This is a genomic window from Streptosporangium sp. NPDC020145 (genome assembly GCF_040631275.1).
GTDB lineage: Bacteria > Actinomycetota > Actinomycetes > Streptosporangiales > Streptosporangiaceae > Streptosporangium.
On sequence record NZ_JBEXZT010000019.1, the window covers coordinates 81,112 to 97,678 of the forward strand.

17 protein-coding genes are annotated in these 16,567 nt (G+C 69.6%); 12 read left to right on the plus strand and 5 right to left on the minus strand.

The window, feature by feature from the left end:
• Positions 1-9 precede the first annotated feature (9 nt).
• The 4 genes from nuoH to ndhC all read right to left on the minus strand — a co-directional run bounded on the left by nuoH (position 10) and on the right by ndhC (position 2,393).
• Positions 10-957, minus strand: a complete 948-nt coding sequence (gene nuoH / locus ABZ463_RS28460; RefSeq protein ID WP_362780719.1) for an NADH-quinone oxidoreductase subunit NuoH — start codon at positions 955-957, stop codon at positions 10-12.
• On the minus strand, positions 950-1,486 hold the full coding sequence (locus tag ABZ463_RS28465) for an NADH-quinone oxidoreductase subunit C (RefSeq protein ID WP_352010826.1): 537 nt from the start codon (positions 1,484-1,486) through the stop codon (positions 950-952). The genes nuoH and ABZ463_RS28465 overlap by 8 nt, the downstream gene beginning before the upstream one ends.
• Positions 1,479-1,919, minus strand: a complete 441-nt coding sequence (locus tag ABZ463_RS28470) for an NADH-quinone oxidoreductase subunit B family protein (RefSeq protein ID WP_352011275.1) — start codon at positions 1,917-1,919, stop codon at positions 1,479-1,481. The genes ABZ463_RS28465 and ABZ463_RS28470 overlap by 8 nt, the downstream gene beginning before the upstream one ends.
• Positions 1,920-2,021: 102 nt before the next feature.
• Complete coding sequence (ndhC, locus tag ABZ463_RS28475; RefSeq protein WP_362780722.1) at positions 2,022-2,393, minus strand: NADH-quinone oxidoreductase subunit A; 372 nt, start codon at positions 2,391-2,393, stop codon at positions 2,022-2,024.
• A 302-nt stretch (positions 2,394-2,695) separates the two neighbouring features.
• Here ndhC and ABZ463_RS28480 point away from each other — a divergent pair, with 302 nt between their 5' ends.
• The 11 genes from ABZ463_RS28480 (at position 2,696) to ABZ463_RS28530 (ending at position 15,060) form a co-directional block, all read left to right on the plus strand.
• On the plus strand, positions 2,696-4,066 hold the full coding sequence (locus ABZ463_RS28480) for a polysaccharide deacetylase family protein (RefSeq protein WP_362780725.1): 1,371 nt from the start codon (positions 2,696-2,698) through the stop codon (positions 4,064-4,066).
• A gap of 145 nt (positions 4,067-4,211) precedes the next feature.
• Positions 4,212-4,301: a putative leader peptide gene (locus ABZ463_RS28485; RefSeq protein ID WP_352001834.1), complete on the plus strand. Its 90-nt coding sequence runs from the start codon at positions 4,212-4,214 to the stop codon at positions 4,299-4,301.
• Positions 4,302-4,509: 208 nt separating this feature from the next.
• Positions 4,510-6,363 (plus strand): 2-oxoacid:acceptor oxidoreductase subunit alpha, encoded by a 1,854-nt coding sequence (locus tag ABZ463_RS28490; RefSeq protein WP_352010829.1) that lies wholly within the window; start codon positions 4,510-4,512, stop codon positions 6,361-6,363.
• Entirely contained in the window at positions 6,356-7,402 is a 1,047-nt protein-coding gene (locus ABZ463_RS28495; protein ID WP_352010830.1) for a 2-oxoacid:ferredoxin oxidoreductase subunit beta, read from the plus strand. The genes ABZ463_RS28490 and ABZ463_RS28495 overlap by 8 nt, the downstream gene beginning before the upstream one ends.
• Positions 7,403-7,694: 292 nt before the next feature.
• Positions 7,695-8,657: an NAD(P)-dependent oxidoreductase gene (locus tag ABZ463_RS28500; protein WP_352010831.1), complete on the plus strand. Its 963-nt coding sequence runs from the start codon at positions 7,695-7,697 to the stop codon at positions 8,655-8,657.
• A gap of 93 nt (positions 8,658-8,750) precedes the next feature.
• Entirely contained in the window at positions 8,751-9,416 is a 666-nt protein-coding gene (locus ABZ463_RS28505; protein ID WP_352010832.1) for a polysaccharide deacetylase family protein, read from the plus strand.
• A gap of 153 nt (positions 9,417-9,569) precedes the next feature.
• A complete protein-coding gene (locus tag ABZ463_RS28510) occupies positions 9,570-10,493 on the plus strand; it encodes a glycosyltransferase family 2 protein (protein ID WP_362780731.1) in 924 nt (307 codons plus the stop codon).
• A gap of 35 nt (positions 10,494-10,528) precedes the next feature.
• A complete protein-coding gene (locus tag ABZ463_RS28515) occupies positions 10,529-11,614 on the plus strand; it encodes a GNAT family N-acetyltransferase (RefSeq protein WP_362780734.1) in 1,086 nt (361 codons plus the stop codon).
• Positions 11,615-11,761: 147 nt separating this feature from the next.
• Positions 11,762-13,078, plus strand: coding sequence for a nucleotide sugar dehydrogenase (locus ABZ463_RS28520; RefSeq protein ID WP_362780736.1), 1,317 nt, complete (start codon positions 11,762-11,764; stop codon positions 13,076-13,078).
• Positions 13,068-14,246, plus strand: coding sequence for a glycosyltransferase family 4 protein (locus ABZ463_RS28525; RefSeq protein ID WP_352010836.1), 1,179 nt, complete (start codon positions 13,068-13,070; stop codon positions 14,244-14,246). Before ABZ463_RS28520 ends, ABZ463_RS28525 begins: the two co-directional genes overlap by 11 nt.
• Positions 14,247-14,280: 34 nt before the next feature.
• Positions 14,281-15,060, plus strand: a complete 780-nt coding sequence (locus tag ABZ463_RS28530) for a methyltransferase domain-containing protein (RefSeq protein ID WP_352010837.1) — start codon at positions 14,281-14,283, stop codon at positions 15,058-15,060.
• Positions 15,061-15,094: 34 nt separating this feature from the next.
• Here ABZ463_RS28530 and ABZ463_RS28535 read toward each other — a convergent pair whose 3' ends face one another.
• Positions 15,095-15,955, minus strand: a complete 861-nt coding sequence (locus ABZ463_RS28535) for a glycosyltransferase (protein ID WP_362780739.1) — start codon at positions 15,953-15,955, stop codon at positions 15,095-15,097.
• Positions 15,956-15,990: 35 nt separating this feature from the next.
• Here ABZ463_RS28535 and ABZ463_RS28540 point away from each other — a divergent pair, with 35 nt between their 5' ends.
• Entirely contained in the window at positions 15,991-16,566 is a 576-nt protein-coding gene (locus tag ABZ463_RS28540; protein WP_352010839.1) for a dTDP-4-dehydrorhamnose 3,5-epimerase family protein, read from the plus strand.
• The last annotated feature ends 1 nt before the right edge of the window (position 16,567 follow it).

A 16,567-nucleotide genomic window follows, 5' to 3' on the forward strand; every position in this document is an offset into this window, starting at 1 on the left:
GCCGGCGCGTCAGAGGACCCTGACGATCCCGGTCAGCGCGAGCTGGAGCAGCGCCAGCGGCACCAGGGCGACCCAGGCGAGCCGTTGCAGCTGGTCCTCACGGAGTCTGGGGTAGCTCACCCGCACCCAGATCACCACGAACACCAGCAGGGCCGTCTTCAGCAGCGTCCACACCGGCCCGGGCAGCAGGGGGCCCTGCCAGCCGCCGAGGAACAGCACCGTGGTCAGCGCGCAGAGCACGATGATCCCGGCGTACTCGGCCAGCATGAACAGCGCGAACCGCATGCCGGTGTACTCGGTCATCGGGCCCATGATGATCTCGGAGTCCGCGATCGGCATGTCGAACGGCGGGCGGCGCAGTTCGGCGAGCCCGGCGACGAAGAAGACCACCGCGCCGATCGCCTGCCAGGGCAGCCACCACCACTGCCAGGCCTCCACGATGCCCGGCAGGGAGAGCGTGCCCGCCGCCATCGCGACGCTGGAGGCGGCCAGGACCAGCGGCAGCTCGTAGGCCATGAGCTGGGCGGCCGAGCGCATCCCGCCCATGAGGGAGTACTTGTTGCCCGAGGACCACCCGGCCATGATCGAGCCGAGCACGCCGACCCCCATCACGGCCAGCGCGAAGAACAGGCCCGCGTCCAGGTCGGCCCCGACCAGGCCGGGACCGACCGGGATGACGACCATGACCAGCAGGTACGGGATCAGTGCGACCGCGGGCGCCAGGCCGAAGACCCGGCGGTCGGCCGCGGCGGGGATCACGTCCTCCTTCTGGGCGAACTTGACGCCGTCGGCGATCAGCTGGGCCCAGCCGTGGAAACCCCCGGCGTACATGGGGCCGAGGCGGGACTGCATGTGCGCCATGACCTTGTGTTCGGCCTGACCGGCGACCAGCGGCAGCACCAGGAAGGCGGCGACGACCAGGACGAGCCTGAGGGCCGCCTCCAGCACCTCAGCCATCGCGCCCCCAGTCGGCGGGCACGCCGGGGGGAAGCGTCTTGCGGCGGCTCGGCGAGCCGTGGTCGGACTCGCCCGGCTCCTTGGCCCCCGGCCACGCCTTGGCGACCCTGGCGGCCAGCACGAAGTCCTTGCGCAGCGGGTGGCCCTCGAAGCCCTCGGGCAGCAGCAGCGGGACGAGGTTCGGGTGCCCGTCGAAGACGACGCCGAACATCTCGAAGGTCTCCCGTTCGTGCCAGTCGGCGCCCCTGAAGACGCCGACCGCGCTGGGCAGGCGGGGGTCGGCGCGCGGCACCCGGGTGCGGGTCAGCAGCCGCCGGTGCGAGACGGGGTCGAGGAGGTGGGCGACGACCTGGAAGGCGTCCGGCGGGTCGTCGACCGCGGTGAGCCAGTCGAAGAACTCGTACCCTCCGGCGCGGGCGAAGGCGAGCAGGTCGAGCCAGTCGCCCGGCTCGACGTCGGCCGTGGTCTCGCCGAAGGACTCCGAAAGCCGCACGCGCGGGCCGTACCGCTCCACGAGGGCCTCACGCACGGTGGTCCTCCATGCCCTCGGCGGCGATCTTCTCCTGGAGGAGCATGATGCCGTTGAGCAGCGCCTCGGGGCGGGGCGGGCAGCCGGGCACGTAGACGTCGACCGGGATGATCTGGTCCACCCCCTTGGTCACGCAGTAGGAGTCCCAGTAGGGGCCGCCGGAGTTGGAGCAGGCGCCGAAGGAGATGACGTACTTGGGGTCGGGCATCTGCTCGTAGAGCCGTTTGACGGCCGGGGCCATCTTGTCGGTCACCGTGCCGGAGACGATCATCAGGTCGGCCTGTCGCGGGCCGTTCGCGAACGGGATGACCCCGAACCTGATGAAGTCGTGGCGGCTCATCGAGGTCGCGATGAACTCGATCGCGCAGCAGGCGAGCCCGAAGTTGAACGCCCACAGCGAGTAGCGCCGCCCCCAGTTGAGGATGAAGCGCATGGGTTTCGGGGCCAGCCGTGAGGCCGGTCCGACGGTGGGTGCCCGGGTGGGCATCGGAAGGTCCGCCATGTTGTTCATTGTCCCCCACCTGCCCGGCGGTTCTCAGGCCCAGGCGAGCACGCGTTTGCGCCAGGCGTACAGCACGCCGAGCGCGACGAAGCCCAGGAAGACGAACATCTCGGCCAGCGCGGCCGTACCGAAGCCGGGGTCGGCGAAAACCGTCGCCCACGGAAAGACGAAGACGGCGTCCACCGCGAAAACGACATAGAGGTAGGTGAAGACGTAGTAACGCACCTGGGACTGCGCCCAGCCCTCGCCGACCGGGTCGACGCCGCACTCGTAGGTCGCCAGTTTGTCCGGGGTGGGACGGCTCGGGCGCAGGAGGCGGTTGACCAGCAGCGCGCCGGACACGATCACGACGCCCAGCGCGAGCAACGCGCCGACCACCGCGTAGGGGCCGTAGTAACCGTGCATGACTCCCCCTCTCCACGGGGTTTCCCGAAGTCTCTCCGCGTACGGCGAGGCCTTCCCCACCAGCTATAGCAGCACCGCCCTCCCCCGTCATGCGGCCCTGCCGCCAATCCCAAACTCTGCACCCTTTAATACCAAACATCCGTAAATACCACTATTTTTCAAGTAATGTGCCGTTTATGCCTAAAATCCGGTTTTCCGGAGGGATCGCGCTTATCGCCGTGCTGGCCGCAGGGTGCGGCACCGCGACAGCGACACCCAGGGCGCAGGAGCCGATCCCCTCGGAACCCACACTGATCGATTCCGTGGACCCGGCCGACGTCCCCGGACTCACCATGCACACCGTCACCGAAGGGGAGACCGGGGGCCTGCGCGCCCACGCCGTCTACCCGTCCGTCAGCGACGCGCCACGCCTGACGGAGAGACTGCACCGCACGATCACCGAGCATCTGCGGTCGTTCAACCAGGCCAACAGGGGCGGCACGGAAACCGGCCGGCCCGGGCCCGAGTTCAATGTGGACTGGCAGCTGCCGACGGTCTCGACCCAGATGATGGGCGTGAACCTCACCATCGGCAGAACCGTCGACTCCCGCTGGTCGGAGGAGCACACCACCGTCTGGTACGACCGGGTGGACAGGCGTGTCCTCGACTCCGCGGACCTGCTGAAGGACAAGGCCGCGCTGGGCGAGCTCGCCAGGCTCACCCGTGACCAGCTGGGCCGGTCGGGATCCGGGATCGACCCCGAGGCGATCACCGCCGACGCGAGGCTGTTCGACTCGCTGGCCTTCAACCGCCGCGGCGACCTCGTGGCCGAGTTCGACGACCAGCAGGTGGGAGCCGCCTCCCTCAGCAGGGTCGCCGTACCGGCGGCGAAGGTGAAGGGGCTGCTGTCCCCCGCCGGTGAGCGGGCACAGCGCTCCGCGGTCGAGTTCGGCGCCGGGGTCGACCACCGGGCCGAGCGGATGGCCAAGTACAAGGAGTACGCCGCCCTGCCGGTCGCCGAGAGCACCGCCTACGGCAGCGTGGACTGCGCCAAGGTCAAGTGCGTCGCGCTCACCTATGACGACGGTCCCGGCCCGGGCACCGGGAAGCTGCTGGACGCGCTGAACGCCCAGCGCGCCAGGGCGACGTTCTTCGCCGTCGGCACCAACTCCATCGCCCACACCGCGCTGCTGCGGCGGATCATGCGGGAGGGTCACCTCGTCGGCGACCACACCTGGTCGCACCGTGACCTGACCACCCTGGACGACAGCAGGATGGGCGACCAGTTCGGCCGCGCCCAGTGCACGCTGGGACGGGCCGTCGGACGCCATCCCGGCCTGGTGCGCCCGCCGTACGGGGCGGTCAACGACCGGGTGCCGCCCGTCGCCAGGCAGTACCGCCTGGCCCTGGTTCGCTGGAACGTCGACGCCAAGGACCTGCAGACCCGGGATCCCAAGGCCGTCGCCGACCGGGTCGTCTCGCAGACGAGGCCCGGATCGATCGTCCTCATGCACGACGTCGGCGGCACCGCCGCGAAGGCGACTCCCGAGATCCTGCGACGACTGCGCGACAAGGGCTACACCTTCGTCACCGTCCCCGAGCTGTACGGCAAGGCCGGCATGAAGCCGGGCGAGGTCTACGACTCGGGTGAGGGACCGCGCGAGATGATCTCGGCCGACGGCTCACAGGGCTGAGGAGCTGGGCGAAGACGCCCTCCGCGGGACGCGAGAACCGGCGTCCCGCGGAGGGCGTCTCCATGTCACCCCATAGCCGCCGGCTATGAGTACATAGCCACCGGCGATGAGGCCGCCTCCCTGGTGGGACATATAGTTAGGCATCGTGACCCTTACCGTCCTGTTCGGCCGCCTGCACGTGGATCTGTGTCGGCTTGCCGCCGGGCTGTGTCGGGCCTGCCGCTCGCGATCATGACCTCCTTCACGGCCGCCGCCAGGCCGCCACGCGCGTCTTCACCGCGCCCGGATTTCGACTCGGCCTCCACCGAGGGATCTGCGACATGCGTCACACTCCTCCGCCGAGTGGAACGCGAAGCCACTACGGGTTATCCCCAGGGATCTAGCATGGAACTGAGAACATGCCACCATCAACGGCGCCTTTTCGCGTCGAGGAGGACTGAGCTGTGACCAAGCAGGTTCAGCAACTCGATCGCGTCATCATCCGCTTCGCCGGTGACTCCGGCGACGGTATGCAGCTGACCGGTGATCGCTTCACATCGGGCACGGCGGAGTTCGGCAACGACCTGTCGACCCTCCCCAACTTCCCGGCGGAGATCCGCGCCCCCGCAGGCACCCTGCCGGGCGTTTCGAGCTTCCAGCTCCACTTCGCCGACCACGACATCCTCACCCCCGGTGACGCGCCGAACGTCCTGGTGGCGATGAACCCCGCCGCGCTGAAGGCCAACCTCGGCGACCTGCCGCGCGGGGCCGACATCATCGCCAACACCGACGAGTTCACCAAGCGCAACCTGCAGAAGGTCGGCTACGACGTCAGCCCCCTTGAGGACGACTCGCTCGCCGAGTGGCGGCTCCACCCGGTGCCGCTGACCTCGCTGACGGTCAAGGCGCTTGAGGGCTTCGACCTGTCCAAGAAGGACGCCGAGCGCTCCAAGAACATGTTCGCCCTCGGCCTGCTGAGCTGGCTCTACCACCGGCCGACCGAGACCACGATCAAGTTCCTTGAGACCAAGTTCGCCAAGCGGCCCGACATCGCCAAGGCCAACATCGCGGCCTTCCAGGCGGGCTGGAACTACGGCGAGACCACCGAGTCCTTCTCGGTCTCCTACGAGGTCAAGCCCGCCCAGCTGCCGCCGGGCGTCTACCGCAACATCTCCGGCAACCAGGCGCTCGCCTACGGCCTGATCGCCGCCTCGGTCCAGTCGAAGCTGCCGCTGTTCCTGGGGTCCTACCCGATCACCCCGGCCAGTGACATCCTGCACGAGCTGTCCAAGCACAAGCGCTTCGGCATCCGCACCTTCCAGGCGGAGGACGAGATCGCCGGTGTCGGCGCGGCGCTCGGGGCCTCGTTCGGCGGCGCCCTCGGCGTCACCACGACCTCCGGGCCGGGTGTCGCGCTCAAGGCCGAGACCGTCGGCCTGGCGGTGACCACCGAGCTGCCGCTGATCGTGGTCGACGTGCAGCGGGCCGGGCCGAGCACCGGAATGCCCACCAAGACCGAGCAGACCGACCTGCTGATGGCCATGTACGGCCGCAACGGCGAGTCGCCGCTGCCGATCGTGGCGCCCGCGACCCCGTCCGACTGCTTCGACGCCGCGATCGAGGCGGCCCGCCTGGCGGTGAAGTACCGCACGCCGGTCATGCTGCTGTCCGACGGCTACCTGGCCAACGGCTCCGAGCCGTGGCGGGTGCCGGGCAGCGCCGAGCTGCCGGACATCTCCACCGAGTTCGCCGACGGCCCCAACGGCGAGGACGGCGTGACGTTCCTGCCGTTCAAGCGCGACCCGGAGACCCTGGCCCGTCCCTGGGCCATCCCGGGCACCGCGGGTCTCGAACACCGCATCGGCGGCATCGAGAAGGCCGACGGCACCGGCAACATCTCCTACGACCCCAACAACCACGACAAGATGGTCCGGCTCCGCCAGGCCAAGATCGACGGGATCGCCCAGGACATCCCGCCGCTCGACGTCGACGACCCCGACGGCGACGCCCGGGTGCTCGTTCTCGGCTGGGGCTCGACCTACGGGCCGATCGCGGCGGCCGTACGGCGGATCAGGAGGGCGGGGGGCAAGGTCGCCCAGGCCCACCTGCGCCACCTCAACCCGCTGCCCGCCAACACCGGCGAGGTGCTGCGCGCCTACGACAAGGTGCTGCTTCCGGAGATCAACCTCGGCCAGCTCGCGCTGCTGCTGCGCGCCCGTTTCCTGGTCGACATCATCAGCTACAACCGCGTGCGCGGGCTTCCGTTCAAGGCCGAGGAGCTGGCCGGCGTGATCCAGGACGTGATCGACAGTGAGTGAGATCCAGAACGGCAGGGGCCTGTCCCTGGTGCCGAAGTCCGACGTCAAGCTGGGGATGAAGGACTTCAAGTCCGACCAGGAGGTCCGCTGGTGCCCGGGGTGCGGTGACTACGCCATCCTGGCCGCGGTCCAGTCCTTCGTTCCCGAGCTGGGCCTCAAGCGCGAGAACATGGTGTTCGTCTCGGGCATCGGCTGCTCGTCCCGGTTCCCGTACTACATGAACACCTACGGGTTCCACTCGATCCACGGGCGGGCCCCGGCGATCGCGACCGGCCTGGCCGCCTCCCGGCCCGACCTGTCGGTCTGGGTGATCACCGGTGACGGCGACGCGCTGTCCATCGGCGGCAACCACCTGATCCACGCGCTGCGCCGTAACGTCAACCTGAACATCCTGCTGTTCAACAACAGGATCTACGGTCTGACCAAGGGCCAGTACTCCCCGACCTCCGAGGTCGGCAAGATCACCAAGTCCACCCCGATGGGCTCGCTGGACAAGCCGTTCAACCCGATCTCGCTGGCTCTGGGCGCCGAGGCCTCCTTCGTGGCCAGGACCATCGACTCCGACAGGAAGCACCTGCACTCGGTGCTGCGCCAGGCCGCCGAGCACAGGGGCACCTCGCTGGTCGAGATCTACCAGAACTGCAACATCTTCAACGACGGGGCCTTCGACCAGCTCAAGGACCCCGACCAGCGTGACTCCATCACGCTGCGCCTTGAGCACGGCCAGCCGATCGTCTCGGCGACCAAGGCCGTACGGCGCAGGCCGGACGGCGGCATCGAGGTCGTCCCGCGCTCCGAGGCGAGCGAGGAGGAGATCCTCGTCCACGACGTCAGCCGGCCTGACCCGACGCTGGCCTTCGCCCTGTCCCGGCTGGACGAGCCCGCCTTCGAGCACGTCCCGATCGGCGTCTTCCGCAGCGTGGACCGTCCCTCCTACGACGAGCTGATGGCCGGCCAGCTGGCCGAGGCGACCGGCAAGGGCGGCCCCGGTGACCTGGACGACCTGCTGCTCGCGGGAGACACCTGGCGCATCGGCTGATCACGACGACCGACCCCGACTCCCGGGATCTCCCGGACGGGGCCGTACCGGAAAGCCCGGAAAGCCCGGAAAGCATGGCAACGGGGTCGCTCGCCCGAGCGACCCCGTTTGCTTTTCCGGAAATCCAGGTTAGTTTCAGGTGAAGTTGATATCTTCCACATTCGCCTGTCAGGCGAGGTATGGGGACAAAGACCCGCACACAACGTGTCACCGTGTTTCGGGAGACATACCCTATGTGGCAGGGTCTGACGGAAAGCATCCGACGAACTCGTCCCATGCGAGGAGAACGCCAATGCTCACGGTTCCGTTAGCCGGAGATCGCCTCACCTCCGGGCAGGAGGATTTCAGCCGGTACAGCGGATCACGCGTCCTGGTCACGGGTGCGAGCGGCTTCATCGGGACCCATCTGGTGCGGCGCCTGGGCGAGCTGGGCGCGCGGGTGCACGCCGTGAGCCGTACCCCGAGGCAGGACTCCGACGACCCGGCGACCTGGCACGTCGCCGACGTCGGGGACGCCGAGACGATCGGCGCCCTCATCGCCTCCCTGCGCCCCTCCGTCGTCTTCCACCTGGCCAGCGAGGTCACGGGCACCCGGGATCCCGGCGTCGTGCGCGCGATGCTGGACAGCAACCTGGCCAGCGTGGTCAACCTGCTGACGGCGGTCGCCGAGCACCACCCGGAGACCCGGACGGTGCTGGCCGGGTCGCTTGAGGAGCTCAGGCCGGAGGAGGGCGGCAAGGCTCCCTCCTCCCCCTACGCGGTCGCCAAGTGGGCGGCCAACGGCTACGCGAGGATGTTCCACCAGCTGTGGGACGTGCACGCGACCACCCTGCGCGTCGGAATGGTCTACGGCCCCGGGGACATGAACCACCACAGGCTGGTGCCGTACGTCACTCTCTCGCTGCTGCGGGGCGAGGAGCCGGCCATCGGCAGCGGGACGCGCCTGATCGACTGGGTCTACGTGGACGACGTCGTCGACGCCTTCCTGGCGGCGGGCAGGAGTCCGGGCTCCGCGGGCCTGAGCCTGGACGTGGGGACCGGGACGGCCACCTCCATCCGTGACACCGTCGAGGCGCTGGTGCGGATCACCGACAGCCCGCTGCGTCCCCGGTACGGCGCGCTCCCCGGCCGCCCGCTGGACGGCGCCAGGATCGCCGACATCGTCCCGACGACCGAGGTGCTCGGCTGGCGTCCCACCGTCGGCCTTGAGGAGGGACTGGAGCTGACCGTGGAGTGGTACGCGAAGCATCTGTAACGGTCCAACCAAAAATACGATATCCACCAAGACACCGGACATAAGTCAGCACCCTTCTACGATCAGGGTGCCGAATCAGAAACGAGGAAGTTGGTGCATTCGGTCGTCAATCTCACGGTGCACGGCATCGGTCCGACCGACCGTGAGCTCGACCCCGGCGAGGACCAGACCTGGGTCAGCGTCGAGCAGTTCGAACAGGTGCTCGACGCCGTGGTCGGCCGGGAGGACGTCCGCATCACCTTCGACGACGGCAACGCCTCGGATCTGGAGATCGGCCTGCCCCGCCTGCTCGAACGCGGCCTCACCGCGGAGTTCTTCGTGCTGGCGGGGCTGCTCGGCGAGCCGGGAAGGCTCGACGAGGCCGGGGTGCTGGAGCTGCAGGCCGCGGGCATGCGGATCGGTTCGCACGGCTGGGGGCACCGCGACTGGCGCAAGCTCGACGCCGAGCAGGCCGTCCAGGAGATCACCGAGGCCAACCGGTTCCTCGGCACGCTCACCGGACGGCCGGTCTCGCGGGTCGCGATCCCCTTTGGCTCCTACGACAGGCGCGTGCTCAGCAGGCTGCGGCAGGCGAACGTGACGCGTGCCTACACCAGCGACGGAGGCCGCGCCAGGCCCGCCTCCTGGCTCCAGGCCCGCAACAGCCTGCGCCACGACATCGACGCGACATGGGCTCCTCGTGTCCTGGACGGGACCCCCCCTTTGCCTGTTCGTGCGCGCCGCATAGCCTCTCGGACATACAAACGCGTTCGCGGCTGAACACGTCTGTAAAGGTCGTCTACTGACGATCTGAACGTGAGTGCGAAAAGGGGAATCCGGCTGCCAAAGTAGGCGCCGGGCCAGGTGCCGGACAGGCGGGAGCGTGATTTGGAACGTAGTAACGGCGTCACGCCGGTCGACGATGACCCGTGTATGACGCCTGGTCCCCCCCGGATCGCCATAGTGATCGTCACCTACAACAGCGCCCAGGTGATCGAAGGCTGTCTGCGGTCCCTCGGTGAGGGCGCGCGCGGCGTCAACCTCGTGCACGTGATCGTGGCCGACAACAACTCCAAGGACGACTCCCTCAAGGTCGTCGGCGAGGTCACCGACCTTCCCGTCCAGGTCGTCCAGGTCGGAAGGAACGCCGGATACGCCGCGGCGATCAACGCGGGCGTCGAGGTGCTGGACGTCGCCACCCTCGACGCCGTCCTGGTGCTCAACCCCGACTGCAGGCTGCGCCCCGGCTCCCTGCTGCCGCTCGCGGAGTCGCTGCGGCGGCCGGGGCGCGGCATCGCCGCCCCGCTCCTGGTCAACCCGGACGGCAGCCTGCAGCCCTCGCTGCGCCGGATGCCCGCCGTCGGCAGGGCCGTGGTCGAGGCGGTGATCGGAGGCAACCTCGCGGGCCGGATCGGCACGCTGGGCGAGATGGTCACCCACCCGCGTGAGTACGCCAAGGCGGGCGAGGTGGCCTGGGCGACCGGCGCCGCCATGCTCATCTCGACCGACGTCATCAAGGAGATCGGCGCCTGGGACGAGTCGTTCCTGCTCTACAGCGAGGAGACCGAGTTCTCGCTGCGCGCCCGCGACCACGGCTGGATCACCTGGTACGAGCCCGCCTCGGTCGTCGAGCACATCGGCGGCGACTCCGCGATCAACCCGATGCTCGCCTCCCTGCTCATCGTGAACAAGGTGAAGCTCTTCCGCAGACGCAGGAGCACCCCCGCCTTCCTCGCCTACTACCTGGCGGTCGTCCTCGGCGAGGCGCTTCGCGCGCTCATGGGACGCCGCATCTCCAAGGCCTCGGTGGTGGCGCTCCTGCGCCCCTCACGCCGCGTCCACAAGCTCGCGGACTGACCCCGCCGCCTTCGAGAAGAGAGACCACGATGAGCATGCCCGCGAGCACGGAGCCCGCGCGGGTGCACGCCGTACGGACGGTCCGCCTCGACGCGCTCACCGCGCAGGAGCTGGAGACCTGGCACCGGCTGCGGGAGACCAACCCCGCCCTGGACAGTCCCTACTTCCACCCCGGCTTCGCGCAGGCCGTACACGCCAGCGGGCGGCAGGTGACGGTCGCCGTCGGCAGGGACGGGACGGGCGCGGTCAGGGCGCTGCTGCCCCACCACCGTGAGCGGTCGCTGATCAGGCCCGCGGGCTGGCCCGCCGCCGACTTCCAGGGGCCCGTGCTCGCCCCCGGCACCGGTTTCCCGCCGCTCGGGCTGCTCACCGACGGGGTACGCGGCTTCGCCTTCGACCACCTCGTCGAGGACTGCGCGGACTTCGAGCCGTGGATCGAGTCCCGCAGGCCCTCGCCGTTCCTGGACGTCTCCGGCGGCCTCGACGGCTATCTGGGACGCGCCTCGCGCAGCGGCAAGGACAACATGGGCCAGGCCCGCCGCCGCGCCGCCAAGGCCGAGCGGACCCACGGCCCGCTGCGCTTCGTCGCCGACAGCACCGACCAGGACGTCCTGGAGCGGGTGATCGAGCTCAAACGCGCGCAGTACGCCGCGACCGGCGCCAAGGACTACTTCGCCGCGCCCGACCGGCACAAGCTGATGAGCGGGCTGCTGCGCACCCGTGGTACCTCCTTCGCGGGCGTGCTGTCCACGCTGCACGCGGGCCCGCACCTGCTCGCGGCGCACTTCGGCATCCGCTCGGGCTCGGTGCTGCACTGGTGGTTCCCTGTCTACGACCCCGACTTCGGCAACCTCGCCCCCGGCTGGATGCTGCTGCGTGAACTCGCGATCGCCGCCCCGGCGATGGGAATCACGCGTATCGACCTCGGACGAGGCGACGATGAGTACAAAAGGCGTGCCAAAACCGGCGAAACGCTGGTATGCCAAGGAATGGTGACACGTAGCTCGGCCCGGCAGACACTGCGGCGGGCGCGCGACTCCGTGGTCGAGACGGCGAAGTCGTCCGCTCTCGGCCCCGGCCTGCGAAAGATCGTCCACGGCCTCCGGAACCTGAACCGCTAGCCACGCCGGGACCCTGACGATGAACCACCACACAGAACGCAACGACCACAAGGAATCATCCGGCCGTCGGGTGAGTCGGGCGAGGCTTGGCAAGACGCCCCCTGCCTCGCGCCCGGCCGCACATGACGCGATGGAGGCAGCGCACAAATGAGAATCAGCGTGTTCGGGCTCGGCTATGTGGGTTGCGTGTCCGCGGCCTGCCTCGCGGCCAGCGGGCACGAGGTGGTCGGCGTCGACGTCAACCCCGTGAAGGTCGACCTCATCTCCCGGGGCAACGCCCCGGTGGTCGAGGAGCGGATCGGCGAGCTGACCGCGGAGGTCGTGGCCAGTGGCGCGCTGCGGGCGACCACCGACGTGGCGGAGGCCGTCGGCGCGACCGACATCTCCCTGATCTGCGTCGGCACCCCCTCGGCCCAGAACGGCAGCCTGTCGACCGTCTACCTGGAGCGGGTCTCCGAGGAGATCGGCCAGGCCCTGACCGCCAAGAACGGGCGGCACACGATCGTCTTCCGCAGCACCATGCTGCCCGGCACCTGCACCGACCTGCTCGTCCCGATCCTGGAGAAGGCCTCGGGCTACCGGGCGGGCGTCGACTTCGGCGTCGCGGTCAACCCGGAGTTCCTGCGCGAGGGCACGAGCGTGCGCGACTTCTTCGAGCCGCCGAAGACCGTCATCGGCGAGTTCGACGCCGCCAGCGGTGACGCGGTCGCCGCGCTGTACGAGGGGCTTCCCGGCGAGGTCTTCCGGGTGCCCGTCGCGGTGGCCGAGATGACCAAGTACGCCGACAACGCCTTCCACGGTCTGAAGATCAGCTTCGCCAACGAGATCGGGGCGATCTGCCAGGCGCTGGGCCTCGACTCGCACCGGGTCATGGACGTCTTCCTCGCCGACCGCAAGCTCAACGTCAGCACGGCCTACCTGCGCCCCGGCTTCGCCTTCGGCGGCTCCTGCCTGCCCAAGGACCTGCGCGGCCTGGTCTACGCGGCCAGGCGGGCCGACGTCTCGGTGCCGCTGCTGTCGCACGTGCTGCCCTCCAACGAGGACCACCTCAGGCGCGCCTTCGACCTGGTGACCGCCGCGGGCAGCCGCAAGGTCGGGCTGTTCGGGCTGTCCTTCAAGCCCGGTACGGACGACCTGCGGGAGAGCCCGCTGGTCGAGCTGGCCGAACGGCTCCTCGGCAAGGGCTACGACCTGCGCATCTACGACGCCAACGTCACCCTGTCGCGGCTCATGGGCGCCAACAGGGAGTACATCGACGGCAGGCTCCCGCACCTGGGCGACCTGCTGACCAACTCCGTCGAGGAGGTGCTCGCGCACGCCGACGTCTGCGTCGTCGGCTGCAAGGACCCCGCGGTGCTGAGCGCGCTCGACAACGCGGGAGACCGCACGATCATCGACCTCGTCCGCCTTCCCGACGCGGAGACGCGCCGGGCGCACCCTGGATACGTTGGCCTTGGCTGGTAAAGCACTCATCCTCGTCGAGAACCTCTCCGTCCCGTTCGACAGGCGGGTGTGGCAGGAGAGCACCACGCTGCGCGACGCCGGGTGGGACGTGCACGTCATCTGCCCGCAGGGCACCAAACGCGACACCGAACCGTACGCCGAGATCGACGGGGTGAAGATCCACCGCTACCCGCTGAAGGCGGCGACCGGCGGCCCCCTCGGCTACGTCCAGGAGTACGGCTCGGCGCTGTGGCACACCTTCCGGCTGGCCAGGCGGGTCGGCCGGGTGGACGTGGTGCACGCCTGCAACCCGCCCGACCTGCTCTACCTCGTCGCCAAGCGGCTCAAGCGGCAGGGCGCGCGGTTCGTCTTCGACCAGCACGACCTGGTGCCCGAGCTGTACCTGTCCCGCTTCGACCGGGGTGAGGACTTCCTCTACCGGGCGGTGTGCAGGCTCGAACGGCTCACCTACCGGACCGCCGACGTGGTGATCGCCACCAACGAGAGCTACCGCGACGTGGCGGTCAGCCGGGGCGGCAAGCGGCCGGAGAAGGTGTTCGTGGTGCGCAGCGCGCCCGCGGTCGAGCGCTTCCGCCAGGTCCCCGTCGAGGAGGGCCTCAAGAAGGGCAAGCCGTACATGCTGTGCTACCTGGGGGTCATGGGGCCGCAGGACGGCGTCGACTACGCGCTGCGAGCGCTGGCCAAGCTCCGCGACGAGGTCGGCCGTAAGGACTGGCACGCGGTCTTCCTCGGCGGCGGCGACACCTTCGACGAGATGGTCGCGCTCTCCCACCGGCTCGGCCTGTCCGACCAGGTGGAGTTCACCGGGCGGATCTCCGACGAGGACCTGCTGCGCTACCTGTCGGCGGCGGACGTGTGCCTGGCCCCCGACCCGCTCAACCCGCTCAACGACGTGTCCACCATGAACAAGATCATGGAGTACATGGCGATGTCCCGCCCGATCGTCTCCTTCGACCTGAAGGAGGCCAGGGTCTCCGCCGGGGAGGCCGCGCTCTACGCCCCGGCCAACGACGAGTCGGAGTTCGCCAAGCTCGTCGCGCACCTGCTCGACAACCCCGCCGAGCGCAGGCGGATGGGCGAGATCGGCAGGGCCCGTGTCGCGGGCCCGCTGTCCTGGGAGCAGTCCTCCAAGGCGCTCCTGGCCGCCTACGAGGCCGCCGTCTCCTGACGCCGGGAAAGACAACGAGAGAGGAGCGCCCCCGATGAGCGGGCTTCTGCTGAGCGTCACCACCGGTGAACTGGCCTCCTTCGTGGAGGCCGTCACCGAGGCCACCGTCGAGGTCACGGCCGGGGCCGGCGCCCTCCTCGGCGGGGTCGCCGGTGGGTTCAGGCGCCACTACCGGTCGCTGCGCAGCGGCGCCGTACGGCTGCTGTTCGAGCGCCGGTACGGCGTGCGGACCTCCGACGTCGTGAGCCTGGAGAAGTTCGGGCTCGCGCACGAGGAACGGGTCTACTACTCGGCCGCGAACTGGCAGACCCTGCGCCGCACGCTCCCCCGCGACGCCGTCGGCCCGGACGACGTGTTCGTCGACCTCGGCTCCGGCATGGGACGCATGGTGCTTGAGGCGGCCTGGCGCTACCCCTTCAGGAAGGTGATCGGGGTCGAGCTGTCCGCCGAGCTGAGCGAGATCGCCAGGCAGAACGTCGCGGGCACCCGGCTGCGCCTGCGCTGCGCGGACGTCGAGCTGGTCAACTCCGACGTGCTCGACTACGAGATCCCCCGGGACGTCACGGTCGTCTTCCTCAACAACCCCTTCAGGGGCGAGACCTTCGCGACCGTGATGCGCAGGCTGATCGCCAGCGTGGACGACAACCCGCGCGAGGTCACGGTGATCTACTTCAACCCCACGGAGGACGAGTTCCTGATGAGCACCGGGCGCTTCCGGCACCTCAGGACCGTCAACCGGGGACGCCGGGACAAGCAGGAAGGGCCTTTCGGCACGATCAGGATATACACCATCACCGAGCGTGCCGGTGCCTGACGGGCCGCGCCGTACGGCGGGGCGGCCCGTCCGGCTACCCCGCCTCGGAGCGGCTGCCGGTGTCGGTGCCCCACTGCACCTGGCCGCCCCGCGAGGTGCGCGCCCTGGTCATGGCACGGTCCATCACCAGGACCGCGAGGTAGCAGCCCGCGTCGAGCGGGCTCACCTTCCCCCCGGTCAGCAACGCCCCCAGGGAGCCCAGGCGCAGGCGCCCCTCGGGGGCGGAGCGGCCGAGTGCGGCGAGCTGGCGGTTGCCCAGGCGTACCCGCACCCGCCGCTTCAGGTGCGCGGACACGGTCCTGGCCGGGCGCACGAGCGACCTGGCCTGCGGCACGACGACCCGCTCGTGGACCGTGAAGCTGCCGTGTGCCCAGCCGTCGTCGGACAGCACGTCCGGGATGGGGAAGACCTTGGCGTGTCCCTCCTCGGTGAGCACGTAGACGCCGACCCCGGCCAGCGCCCTGAACGGGGCCACCAGCTCGTTGTGAACCTTGTGCATGCGCCTGGCCACCCAGCTCACCCCCGTCATGTCCCACACCGGGACGGGGGCGCAGGCCAGCACGCCGGGACGGTCGAGGGCGGCGACGAGCGCGCGCACGGAGCCGGAGTCGAGTTCCACGTCGGCGTCCAGGTAGATCCTGGGGAAGGTCGCGCAGAGCTCGTCTCCGAGGCGCAGCGCGTTGGCCTTGCCGGGGACGGGGGTCTCGACGACACGCACGCCGGGCCGTACGGCCACCTCGGCGGTGCGGTCGGAGCAGGCGTTGGCCACCACGATCACGTCGAACTCGCCGGGTTCGGTGCCCGCGAGCAGCCGGTCGAGGTTGCCCGCGAGGACGGCCTCCTCGTTGTGGGCCGGGACCACGATGCTCACGATCGGCCTGGTGACGTCGTTCACCGGCCCGCCTTCCGCCTCTCGAAGGGATTCACAGCATGAGAGTAGAACGAACCGCCATCGACGGGGTGTTGTTGTTCATTCCGACGCCACACCGTGACGACCGGGGGCTGTTCACCAGGACGTTCGACAACGCCGTGGCCGAGAAGGCCGGACTCGACCCGGCCCGCTTCGTGCAGGACAGCCAGTCCCGCTCACGGCAGGGGACGATCCGCGGGATGCACGGCCGTTCCGGGCGGGGAGAGGCGAAGCTGGTGCGCTGCGCCCGCGGCGCCGTACAGGACGTGCTGGTCGACGCCCGGCCCGGTTCGCCGACCTTCGGCGAGCAGGTCTCGGTGCTGCTCGACGACGAGACGTTCGTCACCCTGTACGTGCCGCCGGGCATGCTGCACGGTTTCCAGGCGCTGACCGAGCAGACGGACGTCTGCTACCGCATCGACAGGGAGCACGACCCCGCCGAGGACCTCTCCGTCCGCTACGACGACCCCGACCTGGGCATTCGCTGGCCGCTTCCGGTCTCATCGATCAGCGGGAGAGACCTTTCCGCCGGTTCGTGGGCACAATTGCAGAGGCGGCTCATCGGCCCTGACGTTGCCCCTACCGCGACGGAGTGAA

Coding starts and splice junctions, on each gene's coding strand:
- nuoH (WP_362780719.1), bottom strand. CDS start 957: ATGGCTGAGGTGCTGGAGGCGGCCCTCAGGCTCGTCCTGGTCGTCGCC.
- ABZ463_RS28470 (WP_352011275.1), bottom strand. CDS start 1,919: ATGCGCTTCATCCTCAACTGGGGGCGGCGCTACTCGCTGTGGGCGTTC.
- ndhC (WP_362780722.1), bottom strand. CDS start 2,393: ATGCACGGTTACTACGGCCCCTACGCGGTGGTCGGCGCGTTGCTCGCG.
- ABZ463_RS28500 (WP_352010831.1), top strand. CDS start 7,695: ATGCTCACGGTTCCGTTAGCCGGAGATCGCCTCACCTCCGGGCAGGAG.
- ABZ463_RS28510 (WP_362780731.1), top strand. CDS start 9,570: ATGACGCCTGGTCCCCCCCGGATCGCCATAGTGATCGTCACCTACAAC.
- ABZ463_RS28515 (WP_362780734.1), top strand. CDS start 10,529: ATGCCCGCGAGCACGGAGCCCGCGCGGGTGCACGCCGTACGGACGGTC.
- ABZ463_RS28520 (WP_362780736.1), top strand. CDS start 11,762: ATGAGAATCAGCGTGTTCGGGCTCGGCTATGTGGGTTGCGTGTCCGCG.
- ABZ463_RS28530 (WP_352010837.1), top strand. CDS start 14,281: ATGAGCGGGCTTCTGCTGAGCGTCACCACCGGTGAACTGGCCTCCTTC.
- ABZ463_RS28540 (WP_352010839.1), top strand. CDS start 15,991: ATGAGAGTAGAACGAACCGCCATCGACGGGGTGTTGTTGTTCATTCCG.